This is a genomic window from Stenotrophomonas sp. FW305-3-2-15-E-LB1, from assembly GCF_058787375.1.
Genome location: NZ_JBYSZR010000003.1, coordinates 228,350 through 247,201, shown reverse-complemented (window position 1 = coordinate 247,201; position 18,852 = coordinate 228,350). Strand labels below are relative to the sequence as shown.

Annotated in this window: 14 protein-coding genes; 8 read left to right on the top strand and 6 right to left on the bottom strand. The window is 61.6% G+C overall.

Features of this window, described 5'->3' with window-relative positions:
* The first annotated feature begins 117 nt into the window (after positions 1 to 117).
* Positions 118 to 786, top strand: a complete 669-nt coding sequence (locus tag AC3WL7_RS04365; RefSeq protein ID WP_492749474.1) for a VOC family protein — start codon at positions 118 to 120, stop codon at positions 784 to 786.
* Positions 787 to 884: 98 nt separating this feature from the next.
* Here the strand turns inward: AC3WL7_RS04365 and AC3WL7_RS04360 are convergent, their stop codons facing one another.
* Both AC3WL7_RS04360 and AC3WL7_RS04355 read right to left on the bottom strand, forming a co-directional pair.
* On the bottom strand, positions 885 to 2,240 hold the full coding sequence (locus AC3WL7_RS04360) for a TPM domain-containing protein (RefSeq protein ID WP_492749473.1): 1,356 nt from the start codon (positions 2,238 to 2,240) through the stop codon (positions 885 to 887).
* 47 nt (positions 2,241 to 2,287) lie between these two features.
* Entirely contained in the window at positions 2,288 to 4,126 is a 1,839-nt protein-coding gene (locus AC3WL7_RS04355; RefSeq protein ID WP_492749472.1) for a M3 family metallopeptidase, read from the bottom strand.
* A gap of 99 nt (positions 4,127 to 4,225) precedes the next feature.
* Between AC3WL7_RS04355 and AC3WL7_RS04350 the strand changes: the two genes are divergently transcribed.
* Positions 4,226 to 4,849 (top strand): YiiX/YebB-like N1pC/P60 family cysteine hydrolase, encoded by a 624-nt coding sequence (locus AC3WL7_RS04350; RefSeq protein ID WP_492749471.1) that lies wholly within the window; start codon positions 4,226 to 4,228, stop codon positions 4,847 to 4,849.
* A gap of 56 nt (positions 4,850 to 4,905) precedes the next feature.
* Here AC3WL7_RS04350 and AC3WL7_RS04345 read toward each other — a convergent pair whose 3' ends face one another.
* A complete protein-coding gene (locus AC3WL7_RS04345) occupies positions 4,906 to 5,055 on the bottom strand; it encodes a hypothetical protein (protein ID WP_174208706.1) in 150 nt (49 codons plus the stop codon).
* A gap of 306 nt (positions 5,056 to 5,361) precedes the next feature.
* Here AC3WL7_RS04345 and AC3WL7_RS04340 point away from each other — a divergent pair, with 306 nt between their 5' ends.
* A complete protein-coding gene (locus AC3WL7_RS04340) occupies positions 5,362 to 7,026 on the top strand; it encodes an AMP-binding protein (RefSeq protein ID WP_492749470.1) in 1,665 nt (554 codons plus the stop codon).
* A 76-nt stretch (positions 7,027 to 7,102) separates the two neighbouring features.
* Here AC3WL7_RS04340 and AC3WL7_RS04335 read toward each other — a convergent pair whose 3' ends face one another.
* The 3 genes from AC3WL7_RS04335 to AC3WL7_RS04325 all read right to left on the bottom strand — a co-directional run bounded on the left by AC3WL7_RS04335 (position 7,103) and on the right by AC3WL7_RS04325 (position 12,019).
* Positions 7,103 to 8,527: a short-chain fatty acid transporter gene (locus AC3WL7_RS04335; protein ID WP_174208707.1), complete on the bottom strand. Its 1,425-nt coding sequence runs from the start codon at positions 8,525 to 8,527 to the stop codon at positions 7,103 to 7,105.
* Between the two features lie 265 nt (positions 8,528 to 8,792).
* On the bottom strand, positions 8,793 to 9,686 hold the full coding sequence (gene ubiA, locus AC3WL7_RS04330) for a 4-hydroxybenzoate octaprenyltransferase (RefSeq protein WP_079224031.1): 894 nt from the start codon (positions 9,684 to 9,686) through the stop codon (positions 8,793 to 8,795).
* 107 nt (positions 9,687 to 9,793) lie between these two features.
* On the bottom strand, positions 9,794 to 12,019 hold the full coding sequence (locus tag AC3WL7_RS04325) for a polysaccharide biosynthesis tyrosine autokinase (protein WP_492749484.1): 2,226 nt from the start codon (positions 12,017 to 12,019) through the stop codon (positions 9,794 to 9,796).
* A 638-nt stretch (positions 12,020 to 12,657) separates the two neighbouring features.
* Here AC3WL7_RS04325 and AC3WL7_RS04320 point away from each other — a divergent pair.
* The 5 genes from AC3WL7_RS04320 to AC3WL7_RS04300 all read left to right on the top strand — a co-directional run bounded on the left by AC3WL7_RS04320 (position 12,658) and on the right by AC3WL7_RS04300 (position 18,850).
* Entirely contained in the window at positions 12,658 to 13,827 is a 1,170-nt protein-coding gene (locus AC3WL7_RS04320) for a nucleotide sugar dehydrogenase (RefSeq protein ID WP_200732232.1), read from the top strand.
* Between the two features lie 64 nt (positions 13,828 to 13,891).
* Entirely contained in the window at positions 13,892 to 15,211 is a 1,320-nt protein-coding gene (locus AC3WL7_RS04315; protein WP_200732231.1) for a TolB family protein, read from the top strand.
* Positions 15,211 to 16,530: a lipopolysaccharide biosynthesis protein gene (locus AC3WL7_RS04310; RefSeq protein WP_492749469.1), complete on the top strand. Its 1,320-nt coding sequence runs from the start codon at positions 15,211 to 15,213 to the stop codon at positions 16,528 to 16,530. Before AC3WL7_RS04315 ends, AC3WL7_RS04310 begins: the two co-directional genes overlap by 1 nt.
* A 53-nt stretch (positions 16,531 to 16,583) precedes the next feature.
* Positions 16,584 to 17,630 (top strand): polysaccharide pyruvyl transferase family protein, encoded by a 1,047-nt coding sequence (locus AC3WL7_RS04305; protein ID WP_492749468.1) that lies wholly within the window; start codon positions 16,584 to 16,586, stop codon positions 17,628 to 17,630.
* 476 nt (positions 17,631 to 18,106) lie between these two features.
* Positions 18,107 to 18,850, top strand: coding sequence for an O-antigen ligase family protein (locus AC3WL7_RS04300; protein ID WP_492749467.1), 744 nt, complete (start codon positions 18,107 to 18,109; stop codon positions 18,848 to 18,850).
* Positions 18,851 to 18,852 lie beyond the last annotated feature (2 nt).

Sequence of the window (18,852 nt, the reverse complement as noted above, 5' to 3'; positions counted from 1 at the left end):
TCGGCGCGATGTGTGAAGCGGGCGTTACGTGAGCGCGACAGGAGAAAGTCGTCGTGGGGACGCCCTTGCCACGCGCGTAATAGAATCCAAGCAACGCGCACGCAAGGAGACCGCATCATGCGCCTGCTACACCTCACCCTGCCGGTGTCCGATGTGGGTACCGTCGCTGCCTGGTTCCACGACGTGCTGCAGCTGCGCGTGGTCGGCCACCACGTGCACATCGGCTGGAGCACCATCGAGCTGCAACCGGCCGATGGCCAGCCGCTGGGCGGCGTGCACCTGGCCTTCAACGTGCCGGACAACCGCTTCAACGAGGCCATGGCATGGCTGCGCGAGCGCGTGCCGCTGCAGCGCAATCCCGAAGGCATTGATTACTTCGCGCTGGAGAGCACCTGGCAGTCGCAGTCGGTGTACTTCACCGGGCCCGATGGCCTGATCCTGGAGCTGATCGGCCGCAAGCGCCTGCCGGCCAGCGCACGCAGCGGCGCGTTCCACGGCAGCGAGCTGACCTGCCTGAGCGAAGTGGGCCTGCCCAGCGCAAACGTGGATGCGGTGCGCGCCGAGGCCAGCGCGCGCTTCGGGCTGCAGCCGCTCAGCACGCCCTCGCCGCAGTTCGCGCCGATGGGCGATGACGAAGGACTGTTGATCGTGGTCGCCGCCGACCGCCGCTGGTTCCCCGAGCAGAAGGACCTGCCCAACGCGCAGGGCCTGCTGCTGCGCGTGGGCGATGTGCAGGGCAGCGGCGAGATTGCCGATACCGCGCAGGGGTGGCGCGTGATCCAGTAGATCCACGCCATGCGTGGATGAATGGCCTACGGTAGCGCCGGGCCATGCCCGGCGGACGCTTTCCCGGCGCGGAGAGATGTGTCAACCAAGGTTGACACCTACCAGCTGCCCGATGCACCCCCACCGCCGCTGCGGCCACCGCCCCCGGACCAGCTGCTGGAGCTGCTTGAGGATGAACTTGACGACGAGGTGCCGGAAGAGCTGCGATAGCCGCTGGATGAACCGCCGCTGCCGCGTGCCTTCTCACCTGGCAGCATGGTGAAGATCCAGGCGAAGTACAGCACGAGCGTACCGGCACTCCACCCGATCGTCGCCGCAAGGCGCGCTGCCGGGTCGACCCGATCAATGGCCAGAAGGGCGAAGATCGCGTAGCCAGCGGTCAGCAGCACCAGCACTGCGAACCGCACCCCGAAACTGCTGCGGTCCTTATGCCAGCGTGCACGGCAGGCCTGTATGAGGAAGAACACCAGCATCGCGGCAATGCCCACGGCCAGATCCAGCAGCGTGTGCAGGGCCAGGCTGGGCGGCAACTGGCCACGCAGCAGCATCACCACGAAGAAGCCCGCACTGACCCCAAGCATGCCCAGCAACACGATGCGCAGGCCCCGGCTGCGGCGCCAGCACCAGCCGAGCAGGCTCGCCACGGGTACGCACAACGCCAACACGATGCAGAGCGCCGCCAGGGCAGAGCGCGGTGCCCACACGACCGCCGCCAGCATCCCGCCTGCCACGACGGCCGTCACCAGCATCGGGCGGCCCCAGGCCGGCAATCGCTTCGGTCGCGCCCGTTGCCTGGCACCCGCACGCGACTGTCCACGCTGGCGCTCGCGATGCCTGCGTGCGAAGTCGTCCGGCGTCTTCGCCGCGCTGGACGCTGGTGGCGAGCGCCACACGCCGGCGAAGAAGCCGGCCAGCAGCGCCAGGGCGACCACTGAATCCGCACTGCGCCAGTCCGGCGGCAGCACGCTGCGTGCCGTCGGGTCTTCCCAGGCCGGCAGTTCTTCGCCGTCGATCAGCGCAACTACGATCTTTGTTCCATCCAGCAACCCCTGGTCGAGGTCGCCATCGCGGAAGCGTGGCACGATCGCCTTGTCGATGATGCGCGCAGCATACGCATCCGGAATTGCACCCTCCAGGCCATAGCCGGTCTGGATGCGCACGCGGCGGTCCTGCACGGCCACCAGCAGCAGCACACCATCATCGACGCCTTCGCGGCCCAGCTGCCACTGATCGAACACGCGCTGGGCGTAGGCCTCGATGCCCTCATCGCCAACATGGTCGACCACCAGTACCTGCAGTTGTGCGCCGGTACGTGCCTGCAACTGCAGTGCTTGAGCGCGCAGCGTGGCGCGGGTATCCGCCGACAAGGCACTCGCGGCATCCACCACCGGATCATCCAGCGCAGGTACCGCAGCAGCAGCCATCACCACCATCGGCAGCAGGCACAACAGCATCAACAGCCATGCCGGGGCCCGGCTCCGCGATACCCTCCGCGGCCTGCTCATGCGCCCTCGCCCTGCTCGATCTGCGCATGCAGCGCCTGCAGGCGCGCCACTTGTTCATCGAACACCTGCAGGTCGGCGTCGACCAGTTCCGCCCAGTCCGGTGCGTGGCCCAGCAACTGCGCCACCTGTTCCTGCGGGGCGCGGTCGAACCCTTCGGACAGCACGGCCAGGTAGCGCTGGCGGAAGCCCTGCGGATCCTGTTGTTCCTGCACGTACAGCTGCACCGCCACCAGGCCGGCGAACAGGTAGTTGGCCAGGTACAGCGGGTCTTCGTACATCAGCCGCTTGGTTTCCCAGGTGGCACCCAGCGCCGGGTAGCGCTCGGCCATCATCCCGTAGCCGGACAGCACCTTCAGGGTCAGCGCATCGAGGTCATCGGCCGTACCCAGCGTGCCGGCGGCCACGCCCTGGTAGATCGACTGCTCCAGCTGCGCTTCCTCCGAAGCGATGAACAGCTGCAGCACGATGTCATCCAGCAGCGACTTCAGGTAGTACGCCTTGGCGCGGGGATCCTGCGCCTGCTGGTACAGCTGGTCGCGGAACTCCAGTTCGTTGAAGATCGCGTAGGCCTCGTTCAACCACGAGGTGCCGTTGCGGTAGAACGCCGAAACCTGCCCGCGCTGCATCCATTGGCCGTGTGCCGCGTGCCCGGCTTCATGCACGGCCTCCACGTCGCTTTCCAGGGTGCCCCGGCGCTCGCCAACGAACAGCAGCGCGGGCGCGCCCGGCGCTGTCACTGCAAAGGCATCGGCCGTGCGCGGGCCCAACGTTTGCGCCAGGTCCATGCGCTGCTGCGCGGGGTCGAGCAGCGCGCGCACTTCAGCGGCGTAGTCGGGGCCCAGCCCCTGCATCGCCTCGGTGGCGGTGTCGCGCACCTGTTCAAGGGTGAGGACCGGCGGTACGAAGCCTGCATCGGGCAGGCTGAGATCCCAGATCTGCGGCTCGGCCAGGCCCATGCGTTCGGCATGCTGCAGCAGCACCTGCTGGTAGGCGCGGCGCTGCGGCGCATGGCGCTGTACTGCGGCCAGCGTGGCCAGCACCGCGGGCGTGTCCAGGCCCATGTGCCGGTAGCTGCGTTCGGGCGCGCTGCCATCGCCCTGCAGCTGCGAGGCGCGGTCGTTGACCTGCACCAGCGCCAGCAGCGTGCTGGCCATGGCTTCGCGCTGCGATGCCACGCCCTGCCAGTAGCCCTTCCAGCCGGCCTCGCGCAGCGCGCGATCCGGGTGCTGGGCCAGGGCCGTACTGTCCTTCCTGCTGTCCAGCGTGCGCCCATCGCGCTCGAAGCGCGGGTAGCTGGCATGCTGCAGCAGCTGCCGCTGCAGGCGTGCGAATGCATCCAGCGCCGGGCTGGCCACCTCGTCCACGGCATCGTCCAGGCCTGCGGCGCGCGGCGCCGTGGAGCCGCCGGTGGCGCCCAGCGCACGCGTGCGCAGCCAGGCATAGGGGGCCACCCAGCCCGCATCGGCCGGCGCACTGGCCAGCGCCTTGCGTGCGATGCGCGCGGCGTCGCCACACAGGTCCGCGATGCCTTCCTGTGCCTGCGCCAGGCGCGCATCACGCGCATTGCGTGCGGCCTGCAGGTGCAGATAGCCATGGTGGCGCAGGCATTGGCCGAACAGCCGGTCAGCCTGCTGCACGCGCGCGGCCGGATCCTCGGGTCCGGCATCGCGCAGCGTCGCGATGGCAGTGGCAAGTTTCGCGCGTGCGTCCTGTTCGGCCGCCGCATCGGCGAACCAGCTACGGTCGTCGGCGTGCAGCGTCTGCGCGCTGGCGGTGCCGGCGGCAAGCAGCAGCACGGTGGCGGCGGTGATGCATCGCATCCTGCGGATGTTCATGACAACGTCCTTTGTAGAGTCGAGCCATGCTCGACTCTACGCCATGGGCAGCCCGCAGCGGGGGTAGACTAGCCCGTTCCCCGCCTGCCCGGCCTTCACATGCGCACTTTCCTGCTGGTCATCGGCCTGCTGCTCACCCCGCTCTCGACCGCGCTGGCCGCAGGCGTACAGGTGCGCGAGGGCGATCTGTTGTTCGTCACCGCCGGGCACAGCGGACTGAGTGCGGCCATCGACGATGCCACCGCCACACAGGGCGCGACCAGCTTCGACCACGTGGCCCTGGTGGCTGCCGGCGCGCACGGCTGGCAGGTGCTGCATGCCGATGAAAAGGGCTCACGGCAGCAGGCCCTGCTCGACTTCCAGCGCGACGCCCGCAGCAAGCAGCGGCAGATCGTCGTGTACCGGCTGCGTGCAGCGCCGGCCGGTGCGATCACCGATGCGGTCGCCAAAGCTCGCACGATGCTGGGCAAGCCGTACAACACGGCCTACGTGCTGAACGAGGACAGCTACTACTGTTCGGATTTCATCGAGCGTGCCTTCCGCGCGCACCATGTGTTCGCACTGCAGCCGATGAATTTCCGCAACCCGCAGACCGGGCAGATCGCCCAGCATTGGGTGGACCTGTACCGCGGCATGGGCATGGACGTGCCGCAGGGCCTGCCGGGCACCAACCCCAACGACATGGCCGCCAGCGCGGTGCTGGAACGGGTCGGCGTGTTTTAAAGAGCGAAGCCCCGCACGTGGCGGGGCTTCAGTGTTCAGACCTGGGGGAGCCAGGGTCATTCTTCTTCGTCTTGGCTGCCCTGCTGCTGGTTGCGCTTCTGCTGCTGGTCCTGCTGCTGTTGCTGCTGCTGGTCACGACCGCGACCCTGCTGCTGATCCTGCTGGTTCTGCTGACCCTTCTGGTTCTGCTGGTTCTGCTGTGCCATGTCCGTGTCTCCGAAGCCACGCGCGGAATGCGGTGGACGGTGCCATCCTCTGCAGCCGAAGGTTAACCATGCGTTGCAACGCAGCTAGGCTGGCGTGCACGCGCCCCACAAAAGACCGCGCGCCCCTTGCGGCACAAGCCCCTGAAGGATTCATGCGACGTGTGCATGTGCTCATGCCGGCCCGGCACCAGCCGTATTCAGCGGCCTCGAACCGTGTGACGCGCGCATGACGGCCTACACCCATGGTCCCATTTGCAGCCGCGCGCGGCACCGCTATGGTCAGGCGGACACCCGCCGGAGACGCGCATGGCCCCGCAGACTGCAGTACGCCCTTCCTACGATGAAGCCCGCGACGGCTTCGATATCGCGCAGTGGCAGGACCGCTTCCAGGGGCGCCTGGACCAGGGCATCAACGCCTGCGTGGAATGCTGCGACCGGTACTGCGGAAGCGATCGGCTGGCCCTGCGCTGGATCGATGCGCAGGGCGCCCTGCACCTGTACACCTTCGACGACCTGCGCGATGCCGCCGCCCGCACCGCACAGGTGCTGCGTGCCGCCGGCGTCGGCCCGGGCGATGTGGTGGCCGGCCTGTTGCCGCGCACGCCCGACCTGCTGGCCACCATCCTCGGCACCTGGCGCCTGGGGGCGGTGTACCAGCCACTGTTCACCGCGTTTGGCCCCAAGGCCATTGAAAGCCGCCTGAAGACCGGCAGCACCCGCCTGCTGGTGACCGACAGCGCACACCGCAGCAAGCTGGACGAACTCGATGCCTGCCCGCCGGTGGCCACGGTGCTCGCCCCCGGCCATGCACTGCGCGACGGTGATATCGACTGGCGTGCGGCCACGGTGGCGGCCGCGCCGACGCTGGAGCCGGTGCTGCTGCCCGGCGATGCGCTGATGGCCCTGCTGTCGACCTCCGGCACCACCGGCAGCCCCAAGGGCGTGCCCGTGCCGCTGCGCGCGATGATGGCGTTTGCCAGCTACATGGAACTGGCCGTCGACCTGCGCGCGGATGACGTGTTCTGGAACATCGCCGACCCTGGCTGGGCCTATGGCCTGTACTACGCGGTGATCGGCCCGCTGCTGCTGGGCCACGCCACCACCTTCAGCGAAGCCGGCTTCAGCGTGCACGGCCTGAACACCATCATCGGCCAGCTGGGAGTGACCAACCTGGCCGGCTCGCCCACCGCGTACCGGCAGATCATCGCCGCCGGCCCCCAGGCCAGTGCCGGCATCAAGGGCCAGCTGCGCGTGGTCAGCAGTGCCGGCGAACCGCTGAACCCGGAGATTGCCCGCTGGTTTGCCGAGCACCTGCAGACCACCGTGCTGGACCACTACGGGCAGACCGAGACCGGCATGGTGGTGAACAACCACCACGCGCTGGCCCACCGCGTGCACCCGGGGTCATCGGGCTTTGCGATGCCGGGTTACCGCGTGGCCGTGCTGGATGAACACGGCCATGAACTGCCACCGCGCACGCCCGGCATCCTCGCGGTAGACCTGAAGCAGTCACCGATCATGTGGTTCACCGGCTACTACCGGGCAGAGACCCCGGCCATCGCCGATGGCTACTACCGCACCGGCGATTCGGTGGAATGCGAGGACGACGGTTCGATCAGTTTCATCGGTCGCTCCGATGACCTGATCACCTCGTCCGGCTACCGCATCGGGCCGTTCGACGTGGAGAGCGCGCTGATGGAGCATCCGTCCGTGGCCGAAGTGGCGGTGATCGGCGTGCCCGACCCGGAGCGGACCGAGATCGTCAAAGCGTTCGTGATCCTGCGCGACGGGTTCGAGGGCAGCGATGCGCTGGCGCACGAGCTGCAGCAGCATGTGCGCCATCGCCTGTCCGCGCATGCCTACCCGCGCCAGGTGGAGTTCGTGGCGCAGGTTCCGAAGACGCCCAGCGGCAAGGTGCAGCGGTTCCTGCTGCGCAAGGCGGAGATCGAGAAGCAGGCGGCAGCCGGCTGATGTTGGTTCCTGTAGAGCCGAGCCTATGCGCGGCTGGCCGTTGCAGGCAGCCGAGCGTGGGCTCGGCTCTACTGGATTAAGGCATCACCGGCGGCACGTAGGTCAGGGTCATGCCCAGCAGCCACAGCAGGCCCAGCACCAGCGGAATGTGCACCAGCAACTGGATGAAGGTGAAGCCGACGATGTCGCGGGCCTTCAGGCCCAGCACGCCCAGCAGCGGCAGCATCCAGAACGGGTTGATCAGGTTCGGCAGGGCCTCGGCCGCGTTGTAGACCTGCACCGCCCAGCCCAGGTGCGCCTTCAGTTCGTTGGCCGCCTGCATCACGTACGGCGCTTCGATGATCCACTTGCCGCCGCCGGAGGGCACGAAGAAGCCCAGCACCGCCGAGTAGACGCCCATCACCAGGGCGAAGGTATCGGTGCTGGCCACGTGCACGAACAGGCTGGACAGGCGATGCGCCAGGGTCTGCCCATCGCCTCCGGCCGCGTGGGTGAGGATCATCGCAATACCGCCGTACAGCGGGAACTGGATGAGCACGCCGGTGGTGCTGGGCACCGCCTTGGCCACTGCGTTGAGGAAGCTGCGCGGGCGCCAGTGCAGCAGCAGGCCGAGCGAAATGAACAGGAAGTTGTAGGTGTTGAGGTTGGCGATGGCAGTGACCACCGGCTTGTTGGCGAACTCGTTGAACAGCCAGCCGAAGGCCAGCAGCGAGAGCAGCACAGTGAGCAGCGGGCTGTACTCCAGCCATTCACCCGGGCGCGTGCGCTGCTGCAGCGGCTCGGGTTCGGCCTGCGCGGCACCGGGGAAATCCTCGGCGGTACGTGCACTGCCAGCGGCCGGTGCGGTCAGCCAGGCAATCAGCAGCGAGACCAGGATCAGCACCGCGGTCAGCGCGATCGACTGCCACAGGAAGATGGTCTCGGTGAAAGGCAGCACGCCGGTGATTTCCACCAGGCCGGGCGGCATGCTGGCCGGGTTGGCCTGCAGCTGCGCGGCCGACGAGCTCAGGCCCATCGCCCACACCGCGCCCAGCCCCAGGTAGGCCGAGGCACCGGCGGCGCGGTAATCCATGCGCAGCTCGGTGCGGCGTGCGAGCGCGCGCACCAGCAGGCCGCCGAATACCAGCGAGAAACCCCAGCTGAGCAGCGAGGCCAACATGCTGACGAGGCCGACGTAGACCACGGCACCGCGGCCGGTGCGCGGCACCCGCGCGAGGAAATCGATGAAGCGCGCCACCACCGGCGCCGTGGCCAGCGCATAGCCGCCGATGACCACGAAGGCCATCTGCATGGTGAAGGGGATCAGGCTCCAGAAGCCGTCGCCGAAGGCGCTGGCCGTGGCCTGCGGGGTCGAGCCGAAGCCCATCGCCGCCACCGCGACGATGACCACGCCCAGCACCGCGAACACGTACGCATCGGGGAACCACTTTTCCGCCCAGGCGGCCGAACGCAGCGCCGCGCGCGCCATCCAGCCATCCTGTACTGCTGCCGTCGAGGCCATCGCCTACCCTCCCAGGTTCGATGGGCCGATTCTGGGCGGTGAGGTGCGGGCTGTCAGCCACCTATTGGTCGTAGGTGGCAGAGGGGGTAGTGCCGGCCGCTGGCCGGCAACCCCGCGATCGCGCGCGTGCGCAGCCGGCCAGCGGCCGGCTCTACCATCCATGGGTCGCACGTCGCGGAAGGGGGTAGTGCCGGCCGCTGGCCGGCAATCGCGCGATCGCGCACGCGCGCAGCCGGCCAGCGGCCGGCTCTACCAGGCCCCGGGGTCAGCGCAGCGCCAGGTCCACGGCGATGCCGGCAAACAGCGCCGCGCCTACCCAGTTGTTGTGCAGGAAGGCCTTGAAGCACGGCCCGCGCTCGCGGTTGCGGCAGATCCAGAATTCGTACACCACCAGCACCGTGGCCACCGCCACGCCAGCCAGGTAATACCCACCCAGCCCGCCACGCACCCCCACCAGGGCCATCGTGGCCAGGAACAGCGCGTACAGCACGCCCTGGATGACCAGGTCCAGCTCACCAAACAGGATGGCGGTGGAGTGCGAGCCCATCTTCAGGTCGTCCTCGCGGTCGACCATGGCGTACCAGGTGTCATACGCGGTGGACCACAGGATGTTGCCCGCATACAGCAGCCAGCCCAGCATCGGCACTTCGCCCTGCACGGCGGCGAAGGCCATCGGGATGCCCCAGCCGAAGGACATGCCCAGGTAGACCTGCGGCAGGTGCGTGTAGCGCTTCAGGTAGGGGTAGCTGGCGGCCAGGAACACGCCGATGAAGCTCAGGCCGATGGTCAGCCCGTTCAGGGTGAGCACCAGGCCGAAGGCCACCAGCATCAGCACGGCGAACAGCGCCAGCGCCGCGCGGCCGCTGATCGCCCCGGTGGCCAGCGGGCGCGCCTTGGTGCGCTCCACGTGCGGGTCCAGCCAGCGGTCGGCGTAATCGTTGATGACGCAGCCGGCAGAACGGGTGAGCCAGACGCCCGCGGTGAACACGAACAGGGTCCACAGCGGCGGCAGGCCGCCAGCGGCCAGCCACAGCGCCCACCAGGTGGGCCACAGCAGCAGCAGGGTGCCGATCGGGCGATCGGCGCGCATCAGGGACCAGTAGTGACGCCAGCGCGGCGTCGGCGCCGGATGCGGCGCGGAAAGAGGGGTGTCAGCCATGGCGATAGGATACTCCTGCGCTGGAGGGACGGCGGCGCGGGCTCGGAAAAGACAGGGCCCGATGCGCCTGCGCGCACCGGGCCCCGGTGTCCTGCCCTGCGAAAAGATCAGGCCTTTTCGTCGGACTTGTACTCGTAGTAGCCGTAGCTGTAATAGCCCGTGGCACGCTTCTCGACCGCGTTGAAGATCGCACCCTTGATCTGTACGCCGTTCTGCTCGAAGCGCTGCAGCGTCAGCTCGATTTCCTTGGCCTGGTTCACGCCGAAACGGGTGACCAGCAGGCTCGAGCCAGCGTGAGTGGCGACCAGCGCCGGATCGGTCACGGCCAGGATCGGCGGCGTATCGACGATCACCAGGTCGTACTTGCCGGACATGTCCTGCAGCAGCTGCGCGAAGCGCGGGTGCATCAGCAGCTCGGCCGGGTTCGGCGGAATGTCACCACGCACCATGTAGTGCATGTTGTCCAGGCCGGCCACCGGATGGATCACGTCGTCGACGCTGAGCTTGCCACCCAGCACGTCCGACAGGCCCTTCTGGTGCGACACACCCAGGATCTTGTGCAGGGTGCCCTTGCGCATGTCGGCGTCGATGACCAGCACGCGCTGGCCCGCCTGCGCGATGACCGCGGCCAGGTTGGTGGACACGAAGGTCTTGCCCACGCCCGGGCGCGGGCCCGAGATGGTCAGGATGTTGTTCTTCGCTTCCAGCATGGCGAAGTGCAGGCTGGTACGCAGGCTGCGCAGCGCTTCCACGGTCGGGTCGGCTGGGGCGGTCACCGCCAGCAGATGCTGGCGACCATCGGCCACCACGCGCGTACCGTGCTTGCCCTTGCGCAGCTTGGGCAGGGTGTTGGACACGCTGAGCGGGATCGCGGCGTAGACCGGCAGGCCCAGGGCTTCGATGTCCGCCGGGTCTTCGATGCCCGGGTTGAGCATGCGCTGGAGGAAGACGAAGGCGACCGAGAGGAAGCCGCCGAGAAGCGTGGCGATGGCGACGATCAGGGCCTTGCGGGGCTTGACCGGGTGGGCAATGTCAACGACTGCGTTGTCGACGATGCGCACGTTGCCTACGGTACCAGCGCGAGCCACGTCCAATTGCTGTGCCTGATTAAGCAGCGCGGTGTACAGTTCATTGCTTACCTGCAGGTCGCGAGTCAACCGCAATAGCTCCTGCTGAGTATCGGGGAGACCGCTGACTTCTTTCTTGAAGCCTGCCTTGCGTCCTTCCAGATCACCCATTTGCTTGAGAAGAGCGCGATAAGCGGGATGCTCACGGGTAAAGCTGCGATCCATCTCTGCCTGCTTAAGCCTCAGCTGCTGGATGCTGGCTTCAACCGCAACTTCCTGCTCCAGCAGACCCTTAGTCTGCATGGTGATGTCAACCGAATTCGCTTTCGACTGATATGCGGTCATCGCAGCCTGAGCTTCTTCCACCTGCTTACGCACCGTAGGAAGCTGCTCCTTCACAAACTGCAACTGAGCAGCAGCTTCGGCGGATCCGCGATCCACATTCTGCCTAACGTATGCGTCAGCCACCCGCTGAACCACCGCCTCCGCACGAACGGGGTCGGTATCTTCAAAGGTCAGCTGCAGGATGCCTGAGTCCTTGCCCGACTCAGTCGCAGCAATGCTCTCCTGGAGTCCAGTCAGGAGGTCAAGACGCCTCAACTTAGAAACCGAGAACTCCGTTCCCGCATTGGCACGAAGCTCTTCAACCTCGATTAGAACCCCTTTGCCTTGCGCAGAAGCTCCAGCGATACCGTGAACCACCTCGTTACCATCGGCATCGAGGAGAACGTAGCCCTTGCCATCATCATTGGTTTTGAGGGTGAGCTCCTCTCCAATCATCGCAGGCGGCACATCCAGACGACCAATGCGAAGGCGCTCGCCTCCCCAGCCATACTTGGAAAAGCCAAATTTGGGAGGAGCCACGCCCTCTGGCACCTCCGGCCTGAACCGCCGAGCAAAGAAATTGCCGACTAGTGGCATCCGCTTCGCGTCGATCTGGGTCTCAAGGTTCAGCTGGTCCACAGCCGTACCAATCACGGTTCTGGACGTAAGCAGTGCAACTTCAGTTGTTGCAGCGGTACTGCTACCGCCGAGCGAGGAAGAAAGGTCCGACAGCCCTGGAATACTGGGCACCTTGGACTCAACCTGCACCATCGCCTGAGCTTGATACACGGGGGCAGCAAGTAGCGCATAGGCGACGCCAACGGCGCAGAACACAGCCGTAGTCCCAACAATCCACCATTTGCGATCAATCAAGACGCCCAAGAGTTCGCGCAGGTCAATTTCATCTTCCTTGACTGCTCGGGATTCCGTATGTCTAGTCATTGCGTCCATCTAAATTAGGGGATCAGTCAGCGCCCCGGCGCGCCAAGCCTTGCACAGTAGCTGGAATCCCAGGATCAGCCTCGGAGTGCGCCTGATGACCCCAAACGGAGGGTTGAGAGCCTTCGCTCGCCGGCGAGCAGGGCCTGAGCTTGAGAATCAAGCCTTGCAGTGTAACCCAAAGTCTGCCCATACCGTGGGCCAAACGCTCAATTGAACAATCACGCCGGGCCTGCGGGCGCCACCAACAATGCGACGTACATCACACTTTTATCTCTACGCGTCCTCACTACGGCCAATGTCTCGCTCGTCTGGACAGCCACCACGCCCAACACAGGAGTCGATGCATCCGTGCAGTCCTCCCGGTGCTGAAGTCGGCAAGCGACGCGGCAATCATCCCGACCCACAGCCATTCATCATTCCCGGTTCCCAGTGCATGCAATAGCCGTGCCTACCCCCCCTTGGCATGTAGTAGCATTAAAGGAATCTCAACTGAGATCGGTAGACGGTGCGTAGGCCGCGCTTGATGCCCGACAATCGAGGCGTGCAGCATTGACCACCATGGGGAAGTGGTTCACCGAATGCTGCAACGCTTATCCCCAACCGTTTTACAGCTCAGATGTAACAAAAGGATTTTGATCATGAAGATTGCCGTAGCCGGCACAGGCTATGTCGGCCTCTCCAATGCAGTACTTTTGGCCCAGCACCACCAAGTGGTGGCGCTGGACATCAACCCGGAAAGGGTTGCCAAAATCAATTCTAGAACATCTCCGATCGAAGACGCGGAAATTGAGGAGTTCCTTGCAGAGAAGGAACTGGACCTCCGCGCGACCCTCGACTCCAATGAGGCATATCAGGACGCTTCCTTCGTAATCGTGGCGACACCGACTGATTACAACCCGGTGACCAACTACTTCGACACGAGTTCAGTTGAGTCAGTGATAAGTGACGTCCTTTCGATCAACCCTGATGCCGTACTGATAATTAAGTCCACCATTCCCGTGGGCTGCACCAACGAGTTGCGCCAGCGGCTCGGCACTCCCAACATTATCTTCTCGCCAGAATTTCTGCGTGAAGGTAAGGCGCTATACGACAATCTGCATCCAAGTCGAATCATAGTCGGCGAACGATCAGAAAGGGCAGCTCGATTCGCTCAGCTGCTGCAGGAAGGAGCAATCCGAAAGGATGTACCCTTGCTCTTTACCGACTCGACCGAGGCCGAGGCAATCAAGTTGTTTGCCAACACCTACCTCGCAATGAGAGTCGCGTATTTCAACGAGCTTGATACATATGCAGCCACTCACGACCTGGATACGCGGCAGATCATTCAAGGAGTGAGCCTGGATCCACGAATTGGGGGTCACTACAACAACCCCTCGTTCGGCTATGGTGGCTACTGCCTGCCCAAGGACACGAAGCAGCTTCTGGCGAACTATCGCGACGTACCCCAGAACCTGATTCATGCAATCGTAGAAGCCAATCGCACACGTAAGGATTTCATCGCCGATGAGATCATTCGCCGCAACCCAAATGTGGTTGGCATCTATCGACTCGTAATGAAGGCTGGCTCGGATAATTTTAGAGCTTCTGCCATCCAGGGCGTCATGAAGCGAATCAAAGCCAAAGGTATTCGCGTGATCATCCATGAGCCGGCCCTGAGCGAGACACAGTTCTACTCATCTGAGGTTGTGAGCGATCTCGCCGAGTTCAAGGGACGCTCCGATGTAATCATCGCCAATAGGCTCTCGGAAGAGCTCGGCGATGTCTCGGAGAAGGTATATACGCGTGATCTTTTCGGCATTGATAGCTGAAATAGAACACCAAGCGAGACGTGCGAGGCACTGAAGGCCGATGTTAGTCAAACAGAATTTGCGAATGATCAAGCGCCTCGCCAAGTCGATTCCCGACACCGCGCGAGCTGCTATTGGCGTATGGACCCAGAAATGGCAACGCAGCCCTTGGGAATCTGATCCCGTCGGCAAGCTCGAGACATCTCCAATTCGCAACTACGACTCCACGATTGATGGAGTCCAAGTCAAGACGGTTACGCCGCCGAACGGACACTACATGACGACATTTTTCGACGTCTGTCCGTTCTCTCCATCCGGCAATCTCATCGCTGTCACCCGAGTACCATTCATAAACAGGGTACCTGTTCCGGGCGATAAAGCATTGGTATGCGTCATTGACCTCCGCACTGGCGAGACCAAGACCGTACATGAGACCAGCGGCTGGGGGGCCCAGCTTGGAGCAAATGTTCAGTGGGGCTCAAGTGATCGCACACTCTTCTGCAATGACGCCATTGCCGGTACCGCACAGGCGGTCCGAATCGACCTCGATAGCGGCCACCGAACCAATTTAAATGGTCCGGTGTACGGAACCGACCCCGAGCGCAGATATTCCTACTCCGCCGACCTTCGACTGATCAATGCGCTGATACCGGGATATGGAATTCCCGAAAATCCGTTTGATAAGTACAGAGAGCCCGAGCGATGCAGTTCGTCGAATGGCTTGTGGAGAACCGACCTCGAAACAGGCGCGTGCGAACTCGTTGCGTCAATTCACGACATCGTGGCCCAACTTGGCGATCAGGAAAAGCTATGCAGGGGAAAGTATTTCCTGTTTAACGTAAAGGTTGATCCAACAGGAACTAGGCTTCTTCTTGTTATTTTCATAAAGGAGATTCCCGGCAGAGTCGGGCACGCATTGCAGTTAGTGACAACTGATCTTGATGGCAAGAATGCGCAGCTGGTTGTTACGGATTCCGCATGGAGAAAGGGAGGCCATCATCCCAACTGGAATGCAGACGGTAGCGGAATTCTGATGAACCTCAAAATCGACGGAAAGATGCGATTTGTCAGCATATCGCCTAGCGATGGTTCGATTGTTCTAGTCGGCGGGGACGCCAAGGGAAGCGGCCACCCAACACTGCACTCGAGCGGAAAGCATATCCTGACCGATTCATATATATCAGAAGGATTCAAGGACAATCATGGAAATGTCCCTCTCCGCCTGATCGATGCAGCAACAGGCACAGAGCGCAGCATCTGCAAGATATTCACAAAAAACTTGGACGGCCCTCGCCGCATCGACCCACATCCAGCATGGGACATGAACCACCAGCGAATCGCGTTCAACGGAGTTGTTGACGGATTTCGCCAGGTAATGATTGCCGACCTCTCGAAAATAGTCTGATGAGCAAATCAAGCAAAGCTAGCGACTTCCTGCTTACCATTTTGGCAAGATTTGGTGGGAAGGCAGCCAACCTGGTGGTATTTGCAATCGTCGCAAATAAACTCAGCTTGGCGGACATGGGCGTCTATGGCTATATTTTTACTACGACACTTATTCTTTCCACGATTCTTGACTTGGGCGTCAGAAATTCCATTGCAGTTTCGATTGGAAAAGAGCCGGACTCAAGCTCAGATTACACACGAAGCGCTTACCTGCTGCTGCTACCCATTGCTCTGCTTTGCGTTCCATTAACCATTATCTATCTTAGATTTGGACCCGAGAACACAAGTGCCGCAGCCGCGGCTATTCCGGCCGCACCATTGCTTGCATTTATGTTGCATCAACGGATGCTGCAGGGCGCGTCGCTCGGCCAGGGGGACATCAAGACATTTAATCGAACCGAGCTTGCATCAAGAATCATCCTAGTTGCGCTTACTCTTTTAATGCTGGCGGTGAATCAATTTTCACTGTCAACAGCAATATGGGCGCTGGCGATCTCACAGGCGTTCGGTTCGCTCTATCTTGCGGTCAAGCAGGCACCCAAGTATTTAGCACCGGGAGCATCCGCAAGCCTCTCGATCATTTTACGTCTAGTTCGAGCCGGCATCCCATTCATGGTCGCTGTTGTGCTTATGCAAGCATCGAAGAAGCTCGCTTTCTATACCGTTAGCTACGAATCAACGCTAACTGATGGCGGAATCTTCTTTGGCCTCCAACGGCTTACTGAGGTAGTGACGGAGGTAGGGCTTGCCATATCCGTCGTATTGCTTTCACACAATGTAAGAGCAACGTCCAAAGAGGAGGCAGCTGCCAACACAGCAAAGTCCGTCAGGGTTTCAATCGCTGTGTTTATGGCAATTTCGGTCGCGATGGTGGCACTCTCTTGGGTTCTCGTGCCGACGGTTCTCGGTAAGTCTTTCGCTGGCCACTCACTGCTGTTCTCGATACTGGTAGTGGGAACACTGTTCGGCGCCATCTGGACCATGCTGTTTCCAAGTTTGTCAGTGGCAACCTCTCCAACCACCGTCCTGAAAATTCTGTCGGTTGGACTTGCGTTGAACGTCGTCGCGACCTTTAGCATGACGTGGGCATGGGGACTGCTTGGGGCGGCATCGTCCACCATTGTAGTAAATATCATTATTTCAGCGATGTTCCTCAGAACCTACAAGATTCGCTTTGGAATTGGAGCAAGTGATTTCATTTTCGTCAAATGGGATGACCTGCCGGTTGACCGCCTGAGGAAAAAATTCCTTCCAGGCAAGAATAGGAGTGGCCAGTGATAATTTCTCGAATTAAATCACTGGCGATGCTTCACTCCCCAAAGGTCGGCTACATGCACGCCAAGACCCAATTCGACAATGTTGGGGATGCTCTGATCGTTGGACAGGCCGTAGCCCTCATGTCCGAGCACATGAACGTAGTCCTTAGTGCCAAAGGAATTCCCGCACACTTTTCCGAACAGATTCGGGAGTCAACCAAGGCGCCATACTCGGAGCTTGATTCAGGAAAGGCAGAGATTTTTCTCGCCCTCGCACTTAGGCGAATGCACGGTCTTCGCTCGTTTTATTCATTGATCCCAGGCGGAATCAATGGCGAAAAATCCACAGGATCCTATCTATCTGGAACAGTTTACAATCTAGCTCTCCGAATAATGTCACTGTTTGGAATCGTGACAGTTCAGATGGGCGTTTCATATGACAAACTGGGCGTTCGCCACCAAAAGTTGGTCCGCGGTCGCGCGCGCGCCCTCAGCTATCACTTCGTCCGTGACAGCCAGACAGACGAGTACTGTCGTGAGCGCGGTATAACACACTCAGGCGTAGCGCCCGACTTGGCGTTCTTAATATTTCCTGATGCCAGCGAAAAGGCGAGCGGCAGAAGGCTTGCATTCTCGTTCCGCACAGACCGGGGTGGGCGAGCGCTTATCGAAAAAATTGGGAGAATGATCGCTGCATCCTTCGCGGCCGATACGGACATTGTGCTGGTCAGCCAGGTAGCACGTGATACTCCAGGAATGCTGGAACTCCAAGAGTTCCTATCATCACTCGGTATGAAATGTGATTTTGAAGACGTGACCTATAGCCTTGACGCAGCAAGCAAGGTCTACTCAACCTGCTCTGTAATCTATTCGAATCGCCTTCATGCATTGCTTCTGGCCGCTTCTAATGGAGTCGCTCCTTGCCCAGTTATCAGCGCCCAAGTGGACCGGAAAATATCCGGAATTTTTCTTGATCTTGGCAACTGCATTAGCATTGAACTGGACTCTTGGAACGGCACACCCCTTCCACAGCCAGGCCTGGAGTACGCTCGGGCTTTCCAGAAAAGCGCCCTGATGATGAAGAGCAGAATCAAGGATGTCACGCGGGAAATTTTCCATTGAAGTACGACTACCCACTCCTTCGAGCAACCAGCAGCTCCAGCACCGCCTGGTATGTGACGGTATTTGTGCTTGCCTCCCTATGCATACAGCTCTCGCTGTTCCGCATCGGCGATAGTCGCGTAAATTATCCGCTTACAATTATCGGATACTTAATCCTATTTCCCTACGCTGCATTCAACATCGCAAAGATGAAGTCGCGCGTCTCGACCACACTCGCGACTTCGTTCGCGGTATACGCCTCTTTCTGCTTTGCATCCGCATTGTGGTCAACCGACAAATCTGCATCTATATCCAATGCATCCTTGCTTTTTGCGTGTCTGCTGATATCAATCGGAGGGGCCAGATATGACCCAGCCCAGACAAGAGTAATATTTGTACGAATTTGCTTGGCTGTAATGGTCCTCAGCTGGGTATCGTTGGTAGTTGCGCCAGGCTACGCGCTTCAGGAGAAGGGTTTTTGGCGACTGCGTGGGATCATGTCACATGAATTCGAGCTGGGCTATCTTGCCGGCTCGTCAATGCTGCTGTCGTTCGCCGGGCTGGCTCGTGCAATGTCGCGCGGAACCCAGGAGCGTAGGCTGATCCTTACGCTGGTATTTTTATTCTCGGCTGCGACTCTCCTCGCAACCCAGACACGGACGCTACTTGTTTATGCTGCGCTCTGCGCAGCACTAATCATGGTTAGCTATACCCGGGGAAGGATAAGGATAATTTCCATCGTCAGTCTAGTGATCCTTACCTCGATTGTGGCCATTTCGGTTGGATATCTGGAGGATACTTTCAGCAGAGGGGAGAGCGACGCGTCACTCTCTGGGCGAACGCTGATTTGGGCGCGAACGATTGCAGAGGCTGAGTCCCGACCGTTGCTTGGCCATGGATATTCCAGCTTCATTTCTCCGATCTACGACTATATCTGGACCGGAAACTATCGTCCGCCGCATGCACACAACACTTGGGTGATGTCGTACTTTGAAGTCGGGATAATTGGCGCGATTCTAGTCTCCATTTACCTTCTTTCGCAGATTTTTGTACTAAGAAAGACGAAACAGGGACATGACGGACTCAGCCCAACTTTCTACGTTGCGCTTTTCTGCACAATGACCGGCATGACAAGCCTTATCTTTGGCGGAAAGCTTTCGCCAATGATGGCGATCATCCTCATACTGACATTCCAAGAATACAACGTTACGAAACGCAGCCTTAGGGAAGATAAGGGTTGATG

What these genes read in the sequence shown, in the direction of transcription:
- AC3WL7_RS04340 (WP_492749470.1), top strand. Translation starts at nt 5,362, where the DNA reads ATGGCCCCGCAGACTGCAGTACGCCCTTCCTACGATGAAGCCCGCGAC.
- AC3WL7_RS04300 (WP_492749467.1), top strand. Translation starts at nt 18,107, where the DNA reads ATGTCACATGAATTCGAGCTGGGCTATCTTGCCGGCTCGTCAATGCTG.
- AC3WL7_RS04335 (WP_174208707.1), bottom strand. Translation starts at nt 8,527, where the DNA reads ATGGCCTCGACGGCAGCAGTACAGGATGGCTGGATGGCGCGCGCGGCG.
- AC3WL7_RS04305 (WP_492749468.1), top strand. Translation starts at nt 16,584, where the DNA reads ATGCACGCCAAGACCCAATTCGACAATGTTGGGGATGCTCTGATCGTT.
- AC3WL7_RS04350 (WP_492749471.1), top strand. Translation starts at nt 4,226, where the DNA reads ATGCGCACTTTCCTGCTGGTCATCGGCCTGCTGCTCACCCCGCTCTCG.
- AC3WL7_RS04310 (WP_492749469.1), top strand. Translation starts at nt 15,211, where the DNA reads ATGAGCAAATCAAGCAAAGCTAGCGACTTCCTGCTTACCATTTTGGCA.
- AC3WL7_RS04355 (WP_492749472.1), bottom strand. Translation starts at nt 4,126, where the DNA reads ATGAACATCCGCAGGATGCGATGCATCACCGCCGCCACCGTGCTGCTG.
- AC3WL7_RS04360 (WP_492749473.1), bottom strand. Translation starts at nt 2,240, where the DNA reads ATGCTGTTGTGCCTGCTGCCGATGGTGGTGATGGCTGCTGCTGCGGTA.
- AC3WL7_RS04345 (WP_174208706.1), bottom strand. Translation starts at nt 5,055, where the DNA reads ATGGCACAGCAGAACCAGCAGAACCAGAAGGGTCAGCAGAACCAGCAG.
- ubiA (WP_079224031.1), bottom strand. Translation starts at nt 9,686, where the DNA reads ATGGCTGACACCCCTCTTTCCGCGCCGCATCCGGCGCCGACGCCGCGC.
- AC3WL7_RS04320 (WP_200732232.1), top strand. Translation starts at nt 12,658, where the DNA reads ATGAAGATTGCCGTAGCCGGCACAGGCTATGTCGGCCTCTCCAATGCA.
- AC3WL7_RS04365 (WP_492749474.1), top strand. Translation starts at nt 118, where the DNA reads ATGCGCCTGCTACACCTCACCCTGCCGGTGTCCGATGTGGGTACCGTC.
- AC3WL7_RS04325 (WP_492749484.1), bottom strand. Translation starts at nt 12,019, where the DNA reads ATGACTAGACATACGGAATCCCGAGCAGTCAAGGAAGATGAAATTGAC.
- AC3WL7_RS04315 (WP_200732231.1), top strand. Translation starts at nt 13,892, where the DNA reads ATGATCAAGCGCCTCGCCAAGTCGATTCCCGACACCGCGCGAGCTGCT.